The organism is Streptomyces sp. NPDC020780, from assembly GCF_044334475.1.
GTDB lineage: Bacteria > Actinomycetota > Actinomycetes > Streptomycetales > Streptomycetaceae > Streptomyces.
The window spans coordinates 55919-72156 of record NZ_JBIRTB010000015.1 but is presented as its reverse complement, the minus strand read 5'-3'; the positions used below and the strand labels follow the sequence as shown (position 1 = coordinate 72156).

Here is a 16238-nt window from a genome sequence, read left to right as displayed (position 1 = left end):
GCCAGACGGCGAAGGGCCAACGGTGAACTGTTCAGCCATGCTTCACAGTAGTCATGAGCAGAATTAAGTGGACCTGAACGTTGGAGGAGTCGACACTGCGGACATGACACCGCACAGACCCTTCGGCCGCGCCCTCTGCGCCATGATCACACCGTTCACCCCCGAGGGTGAACTGGACCTGCACGCCGCCCGCGCCCACGCGTGCGGCCTGGTGAGGGACGGCTGCGACGGCCTCGTGCTGAGCGGCACCACGGGCGAGTCGCCGACCACGACGGACGAGGAGAAGACCGTGCTGGTCCGGGCGGTCCGGGAGGCGGTGGGTGACGGGGTCCCGCTCGTCGCGGGGGTCGGCAGTTCCGACACGCGCCACACCGTCCGGCTGGCGCAGGAAGCCGAGGCGGCGGGCGCCGACGGACTGCTGGTGGTGACCCCGTACTACAGCCGACCTCCGCAGGCCGCCGTCGAGGCGCACTTCGTCCGGGTCGCGGACGCCACCGGCCTGCCCCTGATGCTGTACGACGTCCCGGCCCGCACCGGCACGCGGATCGAGCCCCCGACGCTCGCCTCGCTGGCGGAGCATCCGCGCGTCGTAGCGGTCAAGGACTGCTCGTACGACCTGCTCGCAGCGACGAGGGTGATGGCCAGGACGCCGCTCGCCTACTACTCGGGCTGCGAGGAGCTGAACCTCCCGCTCTACGCGCTCGGCGCCGCCGGCTACGTCAGCACTGTCGCCAACGTCGTCCCGCGCCGGATGCGAGCCGTACTGGACGCGTTCGACGCGGGCGACACCGCCGAGGCCGCCCGCCTCAACCAGCTCACCGTCCACCTGGTCGAGGCGATGATGGCCTCGGGCCTCCCGGGCACGGTCACGGCGAAGGCCCTGCTCGACGCCGGCCCGGTTCGCGGACCGCTGCAGCCCGCCGGCCGCGAGGCGACCGACGGGCTGCGCGAGGTGTACGAGGAACTGCTCGCCGCCGCCGACTAGTTGTGGCTGTGCAGGATGTCGTTGAGCCCGCCCCACACGGCGTTGTTCGGGCGGGCCTCGACGGCGCCGGTGACCGAGTTGCGGCGGAAGAGGATGTTCGAGGCGCCCGAGAGCTCACGGGCCTTGACGACCTGGCCGTCGGGCATCGTGACACGGGTGCCGGCCGTGACGTACAGCCCGGCCTCCACGACGCACTCGTCGCCGAGCGCGATCCCGACGCCCGCCTCGGCGCCGATCAGGCAGCGCTCCCCGATGACGATGCGCTCCTTGCCGCCGCCGGACAGGGTGCCCATGGTGGACGCCCCGCCGCCGATGTCGGAGCCGTCACCGACGACGACGCCCGCGGAGATGCGCCCCTCGACCATGGAGGTGCCGAGCGTGCCGGCGTTGAAGTTGACGAAGCCCTCGTGCATCACGGTCGTACCGGAGGCCAGGTGCGCCCCGAGCCTGACCCGGTCGGCGTCGGCGATGCGCACGCCCTTGGGGGCGACGTAGTCCGTCATCCGGGGGAACTTGTCGACCGACGTGACCTGGAGGTGCAGGCCCTCCGCCCGGGCGTTGAGCCGGACCTTCTCCAGGTCGTCGACGGCCACCGGGCCGAGCGACGTCCAGGCGACGTTGGCGAGGAAGCCGAAGATGCCGTCGAGGTTCTGCCCGTGCGGCTGGACCAGGCGGTGCGAGAGCAGGTGCAGCCGCAGGTACGTGTCGTGGGCGTCGAGCGGCTTGTCGTCGAGCGAGGAGATGACCGTGGCCACGGCGACGACCTCGACCCCGCGGCGCGCGTCCACGCCGACGGCCTCGGCCGCTCCCGCCCCGAGGCGGTTCACCGCTTCCTCGGCGGTCAGGCGCTGGGTGCCGGCCGGGCCGGGGTCGGCGACGAGCTCGGGGGCGGGGAACCAGGTGTCGAGGACGGTGCCGTCACCGGCGATGGTGGCGAGGCCGGCGGCGACGGCGCCGGTGGTGCGGGCGGAACCCTGGGAAGTCGTGTCGGTCATGCACTGAACCTAACCGCCCGGACGCCGCTCGGGCCAACCGGTCTCACCGGACAGTCACCACCCCGCCGCCCCCGGCTCCCCGTCCAGGGACCGCTCGCCCTCCCGGTCGGCCGGAGCGGTGTCCGGCACGGCTCTCCCGGACGGACCGGGGCCCGCGCCCGCGAACCCGGACGCGGTGGCGGAACGGCCGAAGCCCGTGGCCTACCCGCCGGCGTCGAGACCGGTGTGCGCGACGCGCTGACGACCGTACGCGGGCAGGCGTCACCGGTGTGAGCGCCCGGCCCCGTCGACGATCCGGCTCAGCATCTCGCGCGTGTACGCCGCGTCGAACTCGCCCCCGGTCAGCAGCACCTGCAGGCTGATCCCGTCCAGCAGGGCGACGAGCGCCCGCGCGGTGCCCGGGTCCGTCCGGGAGGCGAGCAGGGAGCCCAGGCCGTCGGCCCACTCGGCGGCGACGGCCCGCAGCGCCGGACGGCGCAGGGCGGCGAGACAGAGCTCGTACTCCAGCTCCGCCGGCCCGCGTCCGCCGGCGAACCACTCCCCCAGCAGCCGGGTCAGTTCACCGGCCAGCGGGACCCCGGGATCAGCGAGGTACCCGCTCTCCCGCACGGTCCGGGCGAAGTTCCCGTTGCACCGGCGCAGGGCGGCGACCAGCAGTTCGTCGAGCGAGGCGAAGTGGTACGTCGTCGAACCCAGCGGCACGTCGGCCTCGGCGGCCACGGTCCGGTGGCTGAGCCCCGCGATGCCTTCGCGGGCCACGACGCGCAGGGCCGCGTCGATGATCCGCTCGCGCCGCCCGGGGTCGTGGCGGCGCGCCATCAGTGCGTCCCGCCGAGGTTGAGCACCACGACCCCGGCGACGATCAGCGCGATGCCGGCCAGCTTCACCGGGCCCGCGGACTCACCCATCCACAGGATGCCGATGGCGGCGACGGCCGCGGTCCCCACCCCCGCCCAGATGGCATAGGCGGTGCCGATGGAGAGGGTCTTGAGGGTCTGGGCGAGCAGCACGAACGCCACGACGTAGCCCACGACCGTGACGAGCGAGGGCCAGAGCCGGGTGAAGCCCTCGCTGTACTTCATGGCCGTCGTTCCGGCCACCTCCGCCGCGATGGCCGCGGCCAGCAGTCCGTATCCCATGTGTACGAGCGTACATAGGGGTTGTGTACGGCCGTACACAACCGGCTCCCCCGCCCTGACCTGGTCGGGTACCGATGGGGACGCTACGGTGTCCCGACCGGTACGACCGGATGATGACCGGACGGCAACAAGACAACGGAGTGGCAGTGGCGCAGGACGCGGGGTGGGGCGGCGGCGCGTACGGGGGCGCACCGTACGGCGGGGTTCCGTACGGCGGGCCGCCCGGGTGGGGCGGCTGGACCCCGCCGCCGAAGCCGGGGGTCATACCACTGGCACCCCTGAAGCTCGGAGATGTGCTCAACGGCGCGTTCTCGACGATGGGCAGGTACTGGAAGCCGCTGTTCGGCATGGCCGGCGCCCTGTACGGCGGCGCCCTCCTGATCATGGCGGCAGCGGTCGCCGTCGCCTACTCCTCCGTCTCCGGCCCCCTGAAGCGGGTGGTGTCCCTCAGCTACGACGAGGAGCCCGCCTCGGCGGACATCGTGTCGCTGCTGACGTCCCTCGGTGTCCTCGTGCTGCTGGGCATCGTCACGATGGCCGTCGTCTCGGGCCTGATGTACGCGGCCGTCCCGGCGGTCCTGCGGGAAGCGGTGCTGGGCCGGCCCGTCGCCTTCGCCACGGTGTGGCGCGGGGCCTGGTCCCATGTCGCACCCGTCGTCGGAGCGCTGATCCTCACGGCACTGATCGCCGTGGTGCCCGTGGTGCTCGTCGTGGTGGCGATCGCCGGGGTGGCCGTCAGCCTCATCGCCATGGAGAGCGGCGGCGGAGCCGTCACCGCCACGGCGCTCGGCCTGCTGGGCGCCCTGGTGACCGGGCCGCTGGCCGTCTGGCTCTGGATCAGGTTCTGCCTGGCACCGGCGGCCGTGGTCTTCGAGGGCCAGGGCCCGGTCGCCGCCCTGCGCCGCTCGGCCCAGCTCGTGCGCGGCGACTGGTGGCGGATCTTCGGCATCACCCTGCTCGCCGGCATGATGGCGGCTGCCGCGGGCTATGTCGTCCAGATACCGTTCTCGGTCCTCGGCGTGCTCCCCGGTGCGATCGGGACCTCCTCGCTGGGCGACGACCCGAGCCCCACGGCGGTGGTCGTCGCGATGAGCGGCTACATGGTCGCGATGATGCTGGGCCAGTTGGTGAGCCAGGTCATCTCCACCACGTTCCCGCAGCTGGTGACCGGCCTGCTCTACGTCGACCGCCGCATACGGACGGAGGACCTGGGTCCGGTCCTGGCCGAGGCGGCGGGTGTACCGCGGCAGGGCTTCCCGCACCAGAACCCGGTCCCGCCGTACGCGGGCGGGCCGGCTCAGTGGTGAGGCGTCCCCCGCAGGCGCCCGCCTGCGGGGGACCGCCCGGGGCCTGACGGCCGATGGGTTGCGGGCCCGACCGCCACGAAAACGGCCGCCGGTTTCCGGGCCCGACCGCCACGAAAGCGGCGGGCGGCGGCCCGGCGCTCAGTCCACCAGCGACTTCTTCGGCCTGAGCACGCAGAACTCGTTGCCCTCCGGGTCCGCGAGCACCACCCAGGTCACGTCCTCACCCTGGCCCACGTCCACCCGCCGGGCACCGAGCGCGATGATCCGCTCGACCTCGGCGGCCTGGTCGTCGGGGGTCAGGTCGAGGTGCAGCCGGTTCTTGGCCGTCTTGCCCGCGGGCCCGTGGAGGAAGCACATCCCGGGCAGGGTGTTCTCGTCGGCGCCGATGACGATCTCGTCATCGTCCTCGTACAGGACCCGCCAGTCGAGCACCCCGCACCAGAAGCGGGCCAGGGACGGCAGATCGCGCGCATCGACGGTGAGGTGGTACATGCGTACGGACATGCCCCCGATTCTGCCTCGGGGGCATGTCCGTACGCAGGTGAAACGGTGACTCAGACGTTGAAGCCCAGCGCGCGAAGCTGCTCGCGGCCGTCGTCCGTGATCTTGTCCGGGCCCCACGGCGGCATCCAGACCCAGTTGATCCGGAGTTCGTTGACGATGCCGTCGGTCGCGGACTTCGCCTGGTCCTCGATGACGTCGGTCAGCGGACAGGCCGCCGACGTGAGGGTCATGTCGAGGGTGGCGATGTTGGCGTCGTCGATGTGGATGCCGTAGATCAGGCCCAGATTGACGACGTCGATCCCCAGCTCGGGGTCGACCACGTCGTACAGCGCCTCGCGGACCTCCTCCTCGGAGGCCGGCTTGGTGGTGAGAGTCTCGTTGTCGCTCATGCCGTCTTCCCTTCGGACAGCGCCTGCGCCGTCGCGTCCTTCCACGCCATCCAGCTCAGCAGCGCGCACTTGACCCGGGCCGGGTACTTGGAGACACCGGCGAACGCGACCGCGTCCTCCAGCACCTCCTCCATCGCGTCGTCCGGCTCCAGCTGACCCTTGGACTGCATCAGTTCCAGGAAGGTCTCCTGGATCTTCCGCGCCTCGCCGAGCTCCTTGCCGACCAGCAGCTCGTTGAGCACGGACGCGCTGGCCTGGCTGATGGAGCAGCCCTGGCCCTCGTAACTGACGTCGGCGATGGTCTCGCCGTCGTACTTCACGCGGAGCGTGATCTCGTCGCCGCACGTCGGGTTGACGTGGTGCACCTCGGCGTCGCCGTCCCGCAGGCCACGCCCGTGGGGGTGCTTGTAGTGGTCCAGGATCACTTCCTGGTACATGGAGTCAAGCTTCACCAGTCAACCCTCAGCAGCTGTCCCGATTAACCGAAAAAGTTACGCACGTGCTCCAGGCCGTCCACCAGGGCGTCGACCTCGGCGGGCGTGGAGTACAGATAGAACGACGCTCGCGTCGTCGCCGGAATTCCGTACCTCAGGCAGACCGGGCGGGCGCAGTGGTGGCCGACGCGGACGGCGATGCCCAGTTCGTCCAGGACCTGGCCGACGTCGTGCGGGTGTATGTCGCCGAGCGTGAAGGAGATCGTCGCCCCGCGGTCCTCGGCCGTCGCCGGGCCGATGATCCGCAGGTCGGGGACCTCCAGGAGCCGCTTCACCGCGTACGCGGTGATGGCCTGCTCGTGACGGTGGATGTTCTCCATGCCGATGGCCGAGAGGTAGTCCACGGCCGCACCGAGGCCGACGGCCTGCGCGATCGGGGGCGTACCGGCCTCGAACTTGTGCGGCGCGGGAGCGTACGTCGAGGAGTGCATCGACACGGTCTCGATCATCTCGCCGCCGCCGAGGAACGGCGGCAGGTCCTCGAGGAGTTCCTGCCGCCCCCAGAGCACGCCGATGCCCGTCGGGCCGACCATCTTGTGACCGGTGAAGGCCACGAAGTCGGCCTGCAGCGCCTGCACGTCGAGCACCATGTGCGGGGCGGCCTGCGAGGCGTCGATGCAGACCAGGGCACCCACCTGCTGGGCGCGCCGGATGATCTTCTCGACCGGGTTGTGGGTGCCCATGATGTTGGAGACCAGCGTGAAGGAGACGATCTTCGTCTTCTCCGTGATGATCTCGTCGATGTTCGACAGATCGAGGCGGCCCTCGTCCGTGATGCCGAACCACTTCAGCTTCGCGCCCGTGCGCTGCGAGAGCAGCTGCCACGGCACGATGTTGGAGTGGTGCTCCATCTCCGTGGTGACGATCTCGGTGTCACTGTCGACCCGATAGGGCTCGTCGGCCCAGCCGAGCATGTTGGCCACGAGGTTGAGCGACTCCGAGGCGTTCTTGGTGAAGATCACCTCGTTGCGGCTGGGCGCGTTGATGAAGGCCGCGACCTTGTCGCGAGCGCCTTCGTACAGCGCGGTGGCCTCCTCCGCGATCGTGTAGACACCGCGGTGGACGTTGGCGTTGTGCCGCTCGTAGTACTCGTTGAGCGCGTCAAGTACCTGGCGCGGCTTCTGCGAGGTCGCCGCGCTGTCCAGGTAAACGATCTTCTTGCCGTCGTGGACCGTGCGGTCCAGGATCGGGAAGTCCTTGCGGATCGCCTCGGTGTCGAGGAGGCCGGAGAGCCCCTGTCGGGCGTCAGTCACGCGGCTGCCCCTCCTGAGTTCGCTCCGCTCACGGCGTCACCCTTCACGTACGCCTCGTAGCCCTCGTTCTCCAGCTTGTCGGCGAGCTCGGCGCCACCGGACTCGGCGATGCGGCCGTTGGCGAAGACGTGCACGAAGTCGGGCTTGATGTAGCGGAGGATCCGCGTGTAGTGCGTGATCAGCAGGGTGCCGACCTCGCCGCTCTCGCGGACCCGGTTGACGCCCTCGGAGACGACGCGCAGGGCGTCGACGTCCAGGCCGGAGTCGGTCTCGTCGAGGATGGCGACCTTCGGCTTGAGGAGCTCCAGCTGAAGGATCTCGTGGCGCTTCTTCTCACCGCCGGAGAAGCCCTCGTTGACGTTGCGCTCGGCGAACGCGGGGTCCATCTGGAGGCCGGCCATCGTCTCCTTGACCTCCTTCACCCACGTACGCAGCTTGGGGGCCTCGCCGCGGACGGCGGTGGCGGAGGTGCGCAGGAAGTTGGAGACCGAGACACCGGGGATCTCGACCGGGTACTGCATGGCGAGGAACAGGCCGGCGCGGGCCCGCTCGTCGACGGACATCTCCAGGACGTCCTCGCCGTCCAGGGTCACCGTGCCACTCGTGATCGTGTACTTGGGGTGACCCGCGAGCGAGTAGGCGAGGGTGGACTTGCCGGACCCGTTCGGGCCCATGATGGCGTGGGTCTCGCCCTGCTTCACGGTCAGGTCGACGCCCTTGAGGATCTCCTTCGTGGCGTGGTCGGCCTCGACGGAGACGTGCAGGTCGCGGATTTCAAGCGTTGCCATGGGTGACTCAGGACTCCTGGGTGACGGAGACGAGCACATCGTCCCCTTCGATCTTTACGGGGTATACGGGGACGGGGCGCGTCGCGGGAAGACCGGACGGCTTGCCGGTGCGCAGGTCGAAGCTCGAGCCGTGCAGCCAGCACTCGATCATGCAGTCCTCCACCTCGCCCTCCGACAGCGACACGTTCGCGTGCGAACAGATGTCGTTGATGGCGAACACCTCGCCCTCGGTGTGGACGACGGAGACCGGCGTACCGTCGATCTCCACCCGCAGGGGGGTGCCGTCCTTCAGCTCGCTCAGCGCACAGGCTCGGACGAAGGCCATCAGACCGACGCCTCCAGCTCGGCCTCGATCTTGTCGAGGAGACGGGCTTCGACGTCGGGCAGACCGATCTGCTGGACCAGTTCGGCGAAGAAGCCGCGCACGACGAGCCGGCGGGCCTCCTCGGCCGGGATACCGCGGGACTGGAGGTAGAACAGCTGCTCGTCGTCGAAGCGGCCGGTCGCCGAGGCGTGGCCCGCGCCGACGATCTCGCCGGTCTCGATCTCCAGGTTGGGCACGGAGTCGACCCGGGCACCGTCGGTCAGAACCAGGTTGCGGTTCATCTCGTAGGTGTCGGTGCCCTCGGCCGCGGCCTGGATGAGGACGTCACCGATCCAGACGGCGTGTGCGCCGTCACCCTGCAGCGCGCCCTTGTAGGCCACGTTGGACTTGCAGTGCGGGGTGTTGTGGTCGACCAGGAGGCGGTGCTCCTGGTGCTGGTTCCGGTCGGTGAAGTACAGACCGAAGAGCTCGGCCTCTCCGCCGGGGCCGGCGTAGGCGACCCGGGGGTGGAGGCGGACCAGGTCGCCGCCGAAGGTGACGACGACGGACTTGAAGGAGGCGTCCCGGCCGACCAGCGCGTTGTGCTGACCGACGTGGACGGCGTTCTCGTCCCAGTCCTGGACGGAGACGACGGTCAGCTTCGCACCGTCGCCCAGGATGTAGTCGACGTTGGCGGCGAGCACCGCGTCGCCGGTGTGGTCGATGACGACGACGGCCTCGGCGAAGGCTCCCAGCTCGATGACCTGGTGGCCGTAGGCGACACCGCCCTGGCCGTGCACGGCGATGCGGACCGGCTCGGTGAGCACGGCCTCCTTGGCGACGGTGACGACCGAGGCCTGCTGGAAGGAGGAGTACGCCTGCGCGGCGACCCGGTCCGCGGGGACGCCGGCCCTGCCCAGGCGCGCGTCGTCGCGGCCCACGGTCTCCACCGTGACGCCCGCGGGCGCCTCGACGACGACCTTCACGCCGTCACCGGTGGCGACGGCGGTGCCGTCGTGCAGTCCGCGCAGCCGGTCCAGCGGCGTGAACCGCCACTCCTCCTCACGGCCGTGCGGGACCGGGAAGTCCGCGACGTCGAAGGACGGGGGGGCGCTCATGCGCGTGGCGACGGTCGACTCGGCGGCCACCGCGATGGATCCGGCGGTGGTGGAGCCCACCGGGATGTTTTGGGCCTCAGCCATGGCTGTCGTCATGCTCGCTTTCTCAGTCAAGAACTCTTCGGGACGCGGTCGGTGGGCGTACTAGCCGACCGAGCCCTCCATCTGCAGCTCGATCAGCCGGTTGAGCTCCAGGGCGTACTCCATGGGCAGCTCCTTGGCGATCGGCTCGACGAAGCCGCGCACGATCATCGCCATGGCCTCGAACTCGGTGAGTCCGCGGCTCATGAGGTAGAAGAGCTGGTCCTCGGAGACCTTGGAGACGGTCGCCTCGTGGCCCATGGACACGTCGTCCTCGCGGACGTCGACGTACGGGTAGGTGTCCGAACGGGAGATCGTGTCGACCAGGAGCGCGTCGCAGAGCACGTTGGACTTCGCGCCCGGTGCGCCCTCGCCGATCTCGATCAGGCCGCGGTAGGAGGTGCGGCCACCGCCTCGCGCCACCGACTTGGAGACGATGTTGGACGAGGTGTTCGGGGCCATGTGGACCATCTTGGCGCCGGCGTCCTGGTGCTGGCCCTCGCCCGCGAAGGCGATGGACAGCGTCTCGCCCTTGGCGTGCTCGCCCATGAGGTAGACGGCCGGGTACTTCATGGTGACCTTGGAGCCGATGTTGCCGTCGACCCACTCCATGGTCGCGCCCTCGTACGCCACGGCGCGCTTGGTGACGAGGTTGTAGACGTTGTTCGACCAGTTCTGGATGGTCGTGTAGCGGCAGCGGCCGCCCTTCTTCACGATGATCTCGACGACCGCGGAGTGCAGGGAGTCCGAGGAGTAGATCGGCGCGGTGCAGCCCTCGACGTAGTGGACGTAGGCGTCCTCGTCGACGATGATCAGCGTCCGCTCGAACTGGCCCATGTTCTCCGTGTTGATACGGAAATAGGCCTGGAGCGGGATCTCCACGTGCACGCCCTTCGGCACGTAGATGAACGAGCCGCCGGACCAGACGGCCGAGTTCAGCGAGGCGAACTTGTTGTCACCCACGGGGATGACGGTGCCGAAGTACTCCTTGAAGAGCTCCGGGTGCTCCTTCAGCGCCGTGTCGGTGTCCATGAAGATGACACCCTGCGCCTCGAGTTCCTCGTTGATCTGGTGGTAGACCACCTCGGACTCGTACTGCGCGGCGACACCGGCGACCAGGCGCTGCTTCTCCGCCTCCGGGATACCGAGCTTGTCGTACGTGTTCTTGATGTCCTCGGGCAGGTCCTCCCACGACTCCGCCTGCTTCTCCGTGGAGCGCACGAAGTACTTGATGTTGTCGAAGTCGATGCCCGACAGGTCCGAGCCCCAGTTCGGCATGGGCTTCTTGCCGAACAGCTTCAGGCCCTTGAGCCGCAGCTTGAGCATCCACTCCGGCTCGTTCTTCTTCTCCGAGATGTCGCGGACGACAGCTTCGGACAGGCCGCGCTTCGCCGCCGCGCCTGCCGCGTCGGAGTCGGCCCAGCCGAATTCGTACGTGCCCAGACCCTCGAGCTCAGGGTGGGCAGTCTCCGTGGGGAGCGTCATGCGGGGTTCCTCCCGGCCGTGCTTGCAGATGCTGAATGGGTGGTCTGTGAAGCCTGGGGTGCTGCGGGGCCGCTGCGCGGGACGAACGTCGTGCACACACCGTCGCCGTGGGCGAGGGTGGCGAGCCGCTGGACATGGGTCCCGAGCAGGCTGGAGAAGAATTCCGTCTCCGCCTCGCACAGCTGCGGGAACTGCTCGGCGACGTGCGCGACCGGGCAGTGGTGCTGGCACAGCTGCTCGCCCTGCTGCGGGGACGGCGCGCTGCGCGCCGTCGCAGCGTACCCGTCGGCCGACAGGGCCTTGGCCAGCGCCTCGGTGCGCGCCTCGGGGTCGGCGGCCTCGACCGCCGCGCGGTAGGCCTCCGACTGGGCGGCCATCCGGGCACGGGCGAAGGCGGCGACCGCCTCGTCCCCCGCCGTCTCGGCGATCCAGCGCAGGGCGTCGGCGGCGAGCTTGTCGTAGGACTGGTCGAAGGCGTCCCGACCGCAGTCGGTCAGAGCGAACACCTTGGCCGGCCGCCCGCGGGTCCGCGCGCCGTACACCCGCTGCTCGCGGGCCTCGACGACGCCGTCGGAGACGAGCGCGTCGAGATGGCGGCGTACAGCGGCCTGGGTCAGGCCGACGCGCGCGGCCAGGTCGGCCGCGGTGGACGGACCGTGATCCAGGATGGAGCGCGCGACCCTGTTGCGCGTCGAGCGCTCACCGGTCGCGAGTTCCTCATGAGGAGCCTCGCCCGCGTATTTCACAACGCCATTGTTGCGTAATTCCTTCGAACGTGACAACCCGCCCCCTGACCGGGCGTGGTGCGGTTCATCACTTAGGCAGACCTAAATTGACCTGCGGAAACGGTCAACGGGCGCCACCCTCGCAGGTGAGCGCTCCCGCGGCCGCCGCCCCGTCGGGCCCTCCGCGCGGAGGGCCCGACCGCCGCGCCTAGACTTGCCCGCCATGAGCAGCGAGCCCGGCAGGCAGGTCGTACAGGTGACCGGCCTGGTCAAGCGGTACGGCACGAAGACCGCGGTGGACGGCCTCGATCTGGAGGTCCCGGCGGGCGCGGTCACCGCGGTCCTGGGGCCCAACGGCGCCGGCAAGACCACCACCATCGAAATCTGCGAGGGCTACCGCCGTCCGGACGGCGGGACGGTACGGGTCCTGGGTCTGGACCCCGTGGCCGACGCGGCCGAGCTCCGGCCCCGCATCGGCGTCATGCTGCAGTCCGGCGGCGTCTACTCCGGCGCCCGCGCCGACGAGATGCTGCGCCACATGGCGAAGCTGCACGCCCACCCGCTGGACGTCGACGCACTGATCGAACGCCTCGGCCTCGGCAGCTGCGGACGCACCACCTACCGCAGGCTCTCCGGCGGCCAGCAGCAGCGGCTGGCCCTGGCGACGGCCGTCGTGGGCCGCCCCGAACTGCTCTTCCTGGACGAGCCGACCGCGGGCCTCGACCCGCAGGCCCGCCGCTCCACCTGGGACCTGGTCCGGGAGCTGCGCGCGGACGGCGTCTCCATCGTCCTCACCACCCACTTCATGGACGAGGCCGAGGAGCTCGCCGACGACGTCGCCGTCATCGACGCGGGCCGGGTCATCGCCCAGGGCAGCCCCGAGCAGCTGCGCCGCGGCGGCGCCGAGAACACCCTGCGGTTCACCGGCCGCCCCGGCCTGGACCTGGCCTCGCTGCTGAAGGCGCTGCCGGACGGCAGCGCGGCGGCCGAGCTCACCTCGGGCACGTACCGCATCACCGGGCGTGTCGACCCCGAGCTGCTGGCCACCGTCACCTCCTGGTGCGCCCAGCACGGCGTGATGCCGGACGGCATCGCGGTCGAGCGGCACACCCTCGAGGACGTCTTCCTCGAACTGACCGGCAAGGAGCTGCGCGCATGAGCGCCGGTACGTACACCCCCCGCCCCGGCGCCGCCCCGCTGCCCCGCATGATCGCCGCGCAGGCCGCGCTGGAGACCCGCATGCTGCTGCGCAACGGCGAGCAGCTGCTGCTGACGGTGGTCATCCCGACCCTGCTCCTGGTGCTCTTCAGCTCGGTCGACATCGTCGACACGGGCACGGACGAGCCGGTCGACTTCCTGGCCCCCGGCGTGCTCGCGCTCGCGGTGATGTCCACGGCCTTCACCGGCCAGGCCATCGCGACCGGCTTCGAACGGCGCTACGGGGTCCTCAAGCGGCTGGGCGCTTCGCCGCTGCCGCGCTGGGGCCTGATGGCGGCGAAGACGCTCTCGGTGCTCGTCACCGAGGTGCTGCAGGTCGCGCTGCTCACGGTGATCGCCCTCGCGCTCGGCTGGTCACCAGGGGGCAGCCCCTTCGCCGTGCTGCTGCTCCTGCTCCTGGGGACCGTGGCCTTCTCCGGCCTCGGGCTGCTGATGGCGGGCACGCTGAGGGCCGAGGCGACGCTGGCCGCGGCCAACCTGGTCTTCCTGCTGCTCCTGGTGGGCGGCGGGGTCGTCGTGCCGCTGGACAGGTTCCCGGACGCGGCACGGTCCGTCCTGGAGCTCCTGCCCATCTCGGCGCTCTCGGGCGGGCTCAGGGACGTCCTCCAGCACGGCGCCGGACTGCCGTGGGGCGACCTCGGGATCCTGGCGGCGTGGGCCGTGCTCGGGCTCGGCGCGGCGGCGCGGTTCTTCCGCTGGGAGTGACGCGCGGCTGACGCGGAAGAGCCCCCGGGGAGTGACGCCGCCGCGGCACGGAGTGACGGTTCGTCGCAACTCGTCCCCCTCGTGAACGCGTGCACAAGCCGCCCGCTTACGATGGTGCGCGTGCCCAAGCTGACCCGAGCCGACGCCGCTCAAGCCGCCCGCAACCCGCTCCAGTACATCGCCGAGCGGTGGACGCCGACGCCCCGGACCGTGCGCCGGGCCGTCATGGCGTCGATCGTCATGGCCGTGGTCATCGTCGTGACCGGCGGCGCCGTACGGCTGACCGGCTCCGGCCTCGGCTGCCCCACCTGGCCCAAGTGCACCGACGACAGCCTCACCACGACCAGCGAGATGGGCCTGCACGGCGTCATCGAGTTCGGCAACCGGATGCTGACGTACGTGCTGTGCGCGGCGGTCGGCTGGGCGATCATCGCCACCCGTGCGGTGAAGCCCCGGCGGCGCAGCCTCACCCGGCTCGGCTGGGCGCAGTTCTGGGTCGTCATGGGTAACGCGGTGCTGGGTGGGATCGTCGTCCTGGTGGGGCTCAACCCGTACACCGTCGCGGCGCACTTCCTGCTCTCCACCGCCCTGCTCACGCTCGCGGTGCTGATGTGGAACCGGCTGGGCGAGGGCGACACCGAGCCGAAGCCGCTCGTCGGCAAGGCCGTCGCGCAGCTCACCTGGATCCTGGTGGTCGCCGCCGGTCTGCTGGTCGCCGTCGGGACGGTCGTGACGGGTTCGGGGCGTCACGCGGGCGACTCCAGCGACGTGCACCGCATCCCGCTCGACTGGAAGCTGATCAGCCAGTTGCACGCCGACCTGGCCTGGGTCGTGGTGGCGCTGACGATCGCGCTGTGGTTCGTGCTGAAGGCCGTGGACGCCCCGGCCGGGCCGCGTCGCCGGGCCGGCGAGCTCTTCGTGGTGCTGCTGGCCCAGGGCGTCATCGGCTACGTCCAGTACTTCCTGGACACCCCGGAGATCCTGGTGGGTCTGCACATGCTGGGCTCGTGCCTGGTCTGGATCGCGGTCCTGCGGGTGCTGCTGGCGCTGCGGGAGCGCCCGGTGGCGGAGGCGGCCGTTCCCGTACCGGTGGCCGCGCCGAGGCCGGAGCACGCGCCGACCGCCTGAGAAACGGGCCGCACGGCTCCTGACACGGCAGAGGGCCTCCGTCGTACCGCCCGGGGCGGGTCGTGACGGAGGCCCTCTGCCGTGTCAGGTGAGGGTGGGTCAGCCGTTGGAAGGGCCGCCCACCTGGATACCGGCCATGCGGGACCACTCGTACGGGCCGGTGCGCACCTTCGCGGCGAACTCGCCGTCGAACGTCTCGTGCAGGGTGAGGCCGGCCTTGCGCGCGGCGCTCTCGGCCACCGCGTACGAGGGGGCGACCAGGTCGCCCCACCCGCCGTCCTCGCCGACGAGGACGATGCGGGTGCCCATCTGGCCGAGGTGAGCGAGCTGCCCCTCGGCGCCGCCGTGCGCCTTGCTGAACGCGCCGATCTCCCTGGCGAGCTTGGCGGCCCTACGCTCTGCGCGGGCCGCCTTCCTGCCGTCGTCCTGCGGGGACGCGGACTCTGCCGTTTCTGCCGTCTCTGCCATGAACAGGATGCTACCGACGGGTAGGTCACAGGGCGACGGGCGGGGGCGTGGCATCGGCCACGTCCCCGCCCGTCGGCGGAGCCCGCGTGCGGTCTGTCTACCTGAGGAAGGGGTCCACCGCGACGGCGACGAAGAGGAAGGAGACGTAGGTGATGGACCAGTGGAACAGCCGCATCTCCTTGAGCTTCGCGCCGGTCACCCCGGCCTTCGCCCGGTTCTGCAGGCCATGGGCCTCCCAGAGCCAGAAGCCGCCGGCCAGCAGGGCCACGGCGGTGTAGAACCACCCGGTGTAGCCCAGCGGTGTCAGCAGCAGCGAGACCGCGACCATCACCCAGCTGTAGAGGACGATCTGGCGGGCGACCACCCGGTTGGAGGCGACGACCGGGAGCATCGGGACGCCGACCCGGGCGTAGTCGTCCTTCACCTTCATGGAGAGCGGCCAGTAGTGCGGCGGGGTCCAGAAGAACATGACGGCGAAAAGAATGACCGGGGCCCACGCCATCGAATTGGTCACCGAGGACCAGCCGATGAGTACGGGCATACAGCCCGCGATTCCGCCCCAGACGATGTTCTGCGAGGTACGGCGCTTCAGCAGCATCGTGTAGATCACGACATAGAACAGAAGTGCGCCGAGCGCGAGAGCTGCCGAAAGCCAGTTGACGAGCAGTCCGAACCAGACGGTGGAAATGACGCCGAGGGCGATTCCGAACGCCAGGCACTCGCGCGGGGACACCATGCCGGTCACGAGCGGCCGCTGCGACGTGCGGTCCATCAGCGCGTCGATGTCCCGGTCGATATACATGTTGAGCGCGTTGGCACCGCCCGCGGAGAGATATCCGCCGATGGTGGTGGTCACCACGAGCCACAGGTCGGGCACGCCCTGAGCGGCCAGGAACATCACCGGTACGGTGGTGATCAGCAGCAGCTCGATGATGCGCGGCTTGGTAAGCGCCACGAAGGCCTTGACGCGGGCCCCGAACGGGCGATGACCCACCGGGCCCGGAGTCAAGGCGACCCCCGCGGGTCGGGACTCGACGGCCGTCACGCACACCCCTGACAGAGAAATCCCAGCAAGCTCCGGGCCTGAAGGCCCCGTGAAGACTTGCGCGAACCAGACCACTGTAGACGTTGCGCATACGCCGTTCTTCGCGG

General features: G+C 70.4%; 19 protein-coding genes. 5 read left to right on the top strand and 14 right to left on the bottom strand.

The genetic code is table 11. The features are described 5' to 3' along the window. The first annotated feature begins 103 nt into the window (after positions 1-103). Positions 104-985 carry a 4-hydroxy-tetrahydrodipicolinate synthase gene (gene dapA, locus ACH4VO_RS26055; protein WP_360993892.1) on the top strand — a complete coding sequence of 294 codons (882 nt, stop codon included), beginning with the start codon at positions 104-106 and terminating at the stop codon, positions 983-985. Here the strand turns inward: dapA and dapD are convergent. The 3 genes from dapD to ACH4VO_RS26040 all read right to left on the bottom strand — a co-directional run bounded on the left by dapD (position 982) and on the right by ACH4VO_RS26040 (position 3119). Beyond that, entirely contained in the window at positions 982-1980 is a 999-nt protein-coding gene (dapD, locus tag ACH4VO_RS26050) for a 2,3,4,5-tetrahydropyridine-2,6-dicarboxylate N-succinyltransferase (protein ID WP_360993890.1), read from the bottom strand. The genes dapA and dapD overlap by 4 nt on opposite strands. A gap of 261 nt (positions 1981-2241) precedes the next feature. Then, positions 2242-2799, bottom strand: a complete 558-nt coding sequence (locus ACH4VO_RS26045) for a TetR family transcriptional regulator (protein WP_360993887.1) — start codon at positions 2797-2799, stop codon at positions 2242-2244. Then, positions 2799-3119 (bottom strand): multidrug efflux SMR transporter, encoded by a 321-nt coding sequence (locus tag ACH4VO_RS26040; RefSeq protein ID WP_360993884.1) that lies wholly within the window; start codon positions 3117-3119, stop codon positions 2799-2801. Before ACH4VO_RS26040 ends, ACH4VO_RS26045 begins: the two co-directional genes overlap by 1 nt. Positions 3120-3265: 146 nt before the next feature. Between ACH4VO_RS26040 and ACH4VO_RS26035 the strand changes: the two genes are divergently transcribed. Beyond that, a complete protein-coding gene (locus ACH4VO_RS26035) occupies positions 3266-4426 on the top strand; it encodes a hypothetical protein (protein WP_360993881.1) in 1161 nt (386 codons plus the stop codon). Positions 4427-4564: 138 nt separating this feature from the next. Here the strand turns inward: ACH4VO_RS26035 and ACH4VO_RS26030 are convergent, their stop codons facing one another. The 9 genes from ACH4VO_RS26030 to ACH4VO_RS25990 are packed head-to-tail and all read right to left on the bottom strand — an operon-like array spanning position 4565 to position 11588. Continuing rightward, the gene (locus ACH4VO_RS26030; protein WP_360993878.1) at positions 4565-4930 is read right to left on the bottom strand and encodes a VOC family protein; all 366 of its coding nucleotides are present in this window, start codon (positions 4928-4930) and stop codon (positions 4565-4567) included. 50 nt (positions 4931-4980) lie between these two features. Further along, complete coding sequence (locus ACH4VO_RS26025; protein WP_093539690.1) at positions 4981-5319, bottom strand: metal-sulfur cluster assembly factor; 339 nt, start codon at positions 5317-5319, stop codon at positions 4981-4983. Then, positions 5316-5771: a Fe-S cluster assembly sulfur transfer protein SufU gene (sufU, locus tag ACH4VO_RS26020; RefSeq protein WP_360993874.1), complete on the bottom strand. Its 456-nt coding sequence runs from the start codon at positions 5769-5771 to the stop codon at positions 5316-5318. The genes ACH4VO_RS26025 and sufU overlap by 4 nt, the downstream gene beginning before the upstream one ends. Positions 5772-5797: 26 nt before the next feature. Continuing rightward, a complete protein-coding gene (locus ACH4VO_RS26015; RefSeq protein ID WP_360993871.1) occupies positions 5798-7066 on the bottom strand; it encodes a cysteine desulfurase in 1269 nt (422 codons plus the stop codon). Then, positions 7063-7854: a Fe-S cluster assembly ATPase SufC gene (sufC, locus tag ACH4VO_RS26010; protein WP_360993868.1), complete on the bottom strand. Its 792-nt coding sequence runs from the start codon at positions 7852-7854 to the stop codon at positions 7063-7065. The genes ACH4VO_RS26015 and sufC overlap by 4 nt, the downstream gene beginning before the upstream one ends. A 7-nt stretch (positions 7855-7861) precedes the next feature. After that, complete coding sequence (locus ACH4VO_RS26005) at positions 7862-8179, bottom strand: bifunctional 3-phenylpropionate/cinnamic acid dioxygenase ferredoxin subunit (protein ID WP_360993866.1); 318 nt, start codon at positions 8177-8179, stop codon at positions 7862-7864. Next, a complete protein-coding gene (sufD, locus tag ACH4VO_RS26000) occupies positions 8179-9360 on the bottom strand; it encodes a Fe-S cluster assembly protein SufD (protein ID WP_360993864.1) in 1182 nt (393 codons plus the stop codon). Before sufD ends, ACH4VO_RS26005 begins: the two co-directional genes overlap by 1 nt. Before the next feature lie 60 nt (positions 9361-9420). Next, positions 9421-10842, bottom strand: a complete 1422-nt coding sequence (gene sufB / locus ACH4VO_RS25995) for a Fe-S cluster assembly protein SufB (protein ID WP_069172184.1) — start codon at positions 10840-10842, stop codon at positions 9421-9423. Further along, complete coding sequence (locus ACH4VO_RS25990; protein WP_360993859.1) at positions 10839-11588, bottom strand: metalloregulator ArsR/SmtB family transcription factor; 750 nt, start codon at positions 11586-11588, stop codon at positions 10839-10841. Before ACH4VO_RS25990 ends, sufB begins: the two co-directional genes overlap by 4 nt. A 202-nt stretch (positions 11589-11790) precedes the next feature. Between ACH4VO_RS25990 and ACH4VO_RS25985 the strand changes: the two genes are divergently transcribed. The 3 genes from ACH4VO_RS25985 (at position 11791) to ACH4VO_RS25975 (ending at position 14618) form a co-directional block, all read left to right on the top strand. Beyond that, positions 11791-12726: an ABC transporter ATP-binding protein gene (locus tag ACH4VO_RS25985; protein ID WP_360997587.1), complete on the top strand. Its 936-nt coding sequence runs from the start codon at positions 11791-11793 to the stop codon at positions 12724-12726. Beyond that, the gene (locus ACH4VO_RS25980; protein ID WP_360997589.1) at positions 12723-13490 is read left to right on the top strand and encodes an ABC transporter permease; all 768 of its coding nucleotides are present in this window, start codon (positions 12723-12725) and stop codon (positions 13488-13490) included. The genes ACH4VO_RS25985 and ACH4VO_RS25980 overlap by 4 nt, the downstream gene beginning before the upstream one ends. 111 nt (positions 13491-13601) lie before the next feature. Further along, the gene (locus tag ACH4VO_RS25975) at positions 13602-14618 is read left to right on the top strand and encodes a COX15/CtaA family protein (RefSeq protein WP_360997591.1); all 1017 of its coding nucleotides are present in this window, start codon (positions 13602-13604) and stop codon (positions 14616-14618) included. Between the two features lie 99 nt (positions 14619-14717). Here ACH4VO_RS25975 and ACH4VO_RS25970 read toward each other — a convergent pair whose 3' ends face one another. Continuing rightward, complete coding sequence (locus tag ACH4VO_RS25970) at positions 14718-15086, bottom strand: hypothetical protein (protein WP_360997593.1); 369 nt, start codon at positions 15084-15086, stop codon at positions 14718-14720. A 97-nt stretch (positions 15087-15183) separates the two neighbouring features. Beyond that, positions 15184-16137 carry a heme o synthase gene (locus ACH4VO_RS25965; protein WP_360997595.1) on the bottom strand — a complete coding sequence of 318 codons (954 nt, stop codon included), beginning with the start codon at positions 16135-16137 and terminating at the stop codon, positions 15184-15186. Between the last annotated feature and the right edge of the window lie 101 nt (positions 16138-16238).

What these genes read in the sequence shown, in the direction of transcription:
- dapA (WP_360993892.1), top strand. Translation starts at nt 104, where the DNA reads ATGACACCGCACAGACCCTTCGGCCGCGCCCTCTGCGCCATGATCACA.
- dapD (WP_360993890.1), bottom strand. Translation starts at nt 1,980, where the DNA reads ATGACCGACACGACTTCCCAGGGTTCCGCCCGCACCACCGGCGCCGTC.
- ACH4VO_RS26045 (WP_360993887.1), bottom strand. Translation starts at nt 2,799, where the DNA reads ATGGCGCGCCGCCACGACCCCGGGCGGCGCGAGCGGATCATCGACGCG.
- ACH4VO_RS26040 (WP_360993884.1), bottom strand. Translation starts at nt 3,119, where the DNA reads ATGGGATACGGACTGCTGGCCGCGGCCATCGCGGCGGAGGTGGCCGGA.
- ACH4VO_RS26030 (WP_360993878.1), bottom strand. Translation starts at nt 4,930, where the DNA reads ATGTCCGTACGCATGTACCACCTCACCGTCGATGCGCGCGATCTGCCG.
- ACH4VO_RS26025 (WP_093539690.1), bottom strand. Translation starts at nt 5,319, where the DNA reads ATGAGCGACAACGAGACTCTCACCACCAAGCCGGCCTCCGAGGAGGAG.
- sufC (WP_360993868.1), bottom strand. Translation starts at nt 7,854, where the DNA reads ATGGCAACGCTTGAAATCCGCGACCTGCACGTCTCCGTCGAGGCCGAC.
- ACH4VO_RS26005 (WP_360993866.1), bottom strand. Translation starts at nt 8,179, where the DNA reads ATGGCCTTCGTCCGAGCCTGTGCGCTGAGCGAGCTGAAGGACGGCACC.
- sufD (WP_360993864.1), bottom strand. Translation starts at nt 9,360, where the DNA reads ATGGCTGAGGCCCAAAACATCCCGGTGGGCTCCACCACCGCCGGATCC.
- sufB (WP_069172184.1), bottom strand. Translation starts at nt 10,842, where the DNA reads ATGACGCTCCCCACGGAGACTGCCCACCCTGAGCTCGAGGGTCTGGGC.
- ACH4VO_RS25985 (WP_360997587.1), top strand. Translation starts at nt 11,791, where the DNA reads ATGAGCAGCGAGCCCGGCAGGCAGGTCGTACAGGTGACCGGCCTGGTC.
- ACH4VO_RS25980 (WP_360997589.1), top strand. Translation starts at nt 12,723, where the DNA reads ATGAGCGCCGGTACGTACACCCCCCGCCCCGGCGCCGCCCCGCTGCCC.
- ACH4VO_RS25975 (WP_360997591.1), top strand. Translation starts at nt 13,602, where the DNA reads ATGGTGCGCGTGCCCAAGCTGACCCGAGCCGACGCCGCTCAAGCCGCC.
- ACH4VO_RS25970 (WP_360997593.1), bottom strand. Translation starts at nt 15,086, where the DNA reads ATGGCAGAGACGGCAGAAACGGCAGAGTCCGCGTCCCCGCAGGACGAC.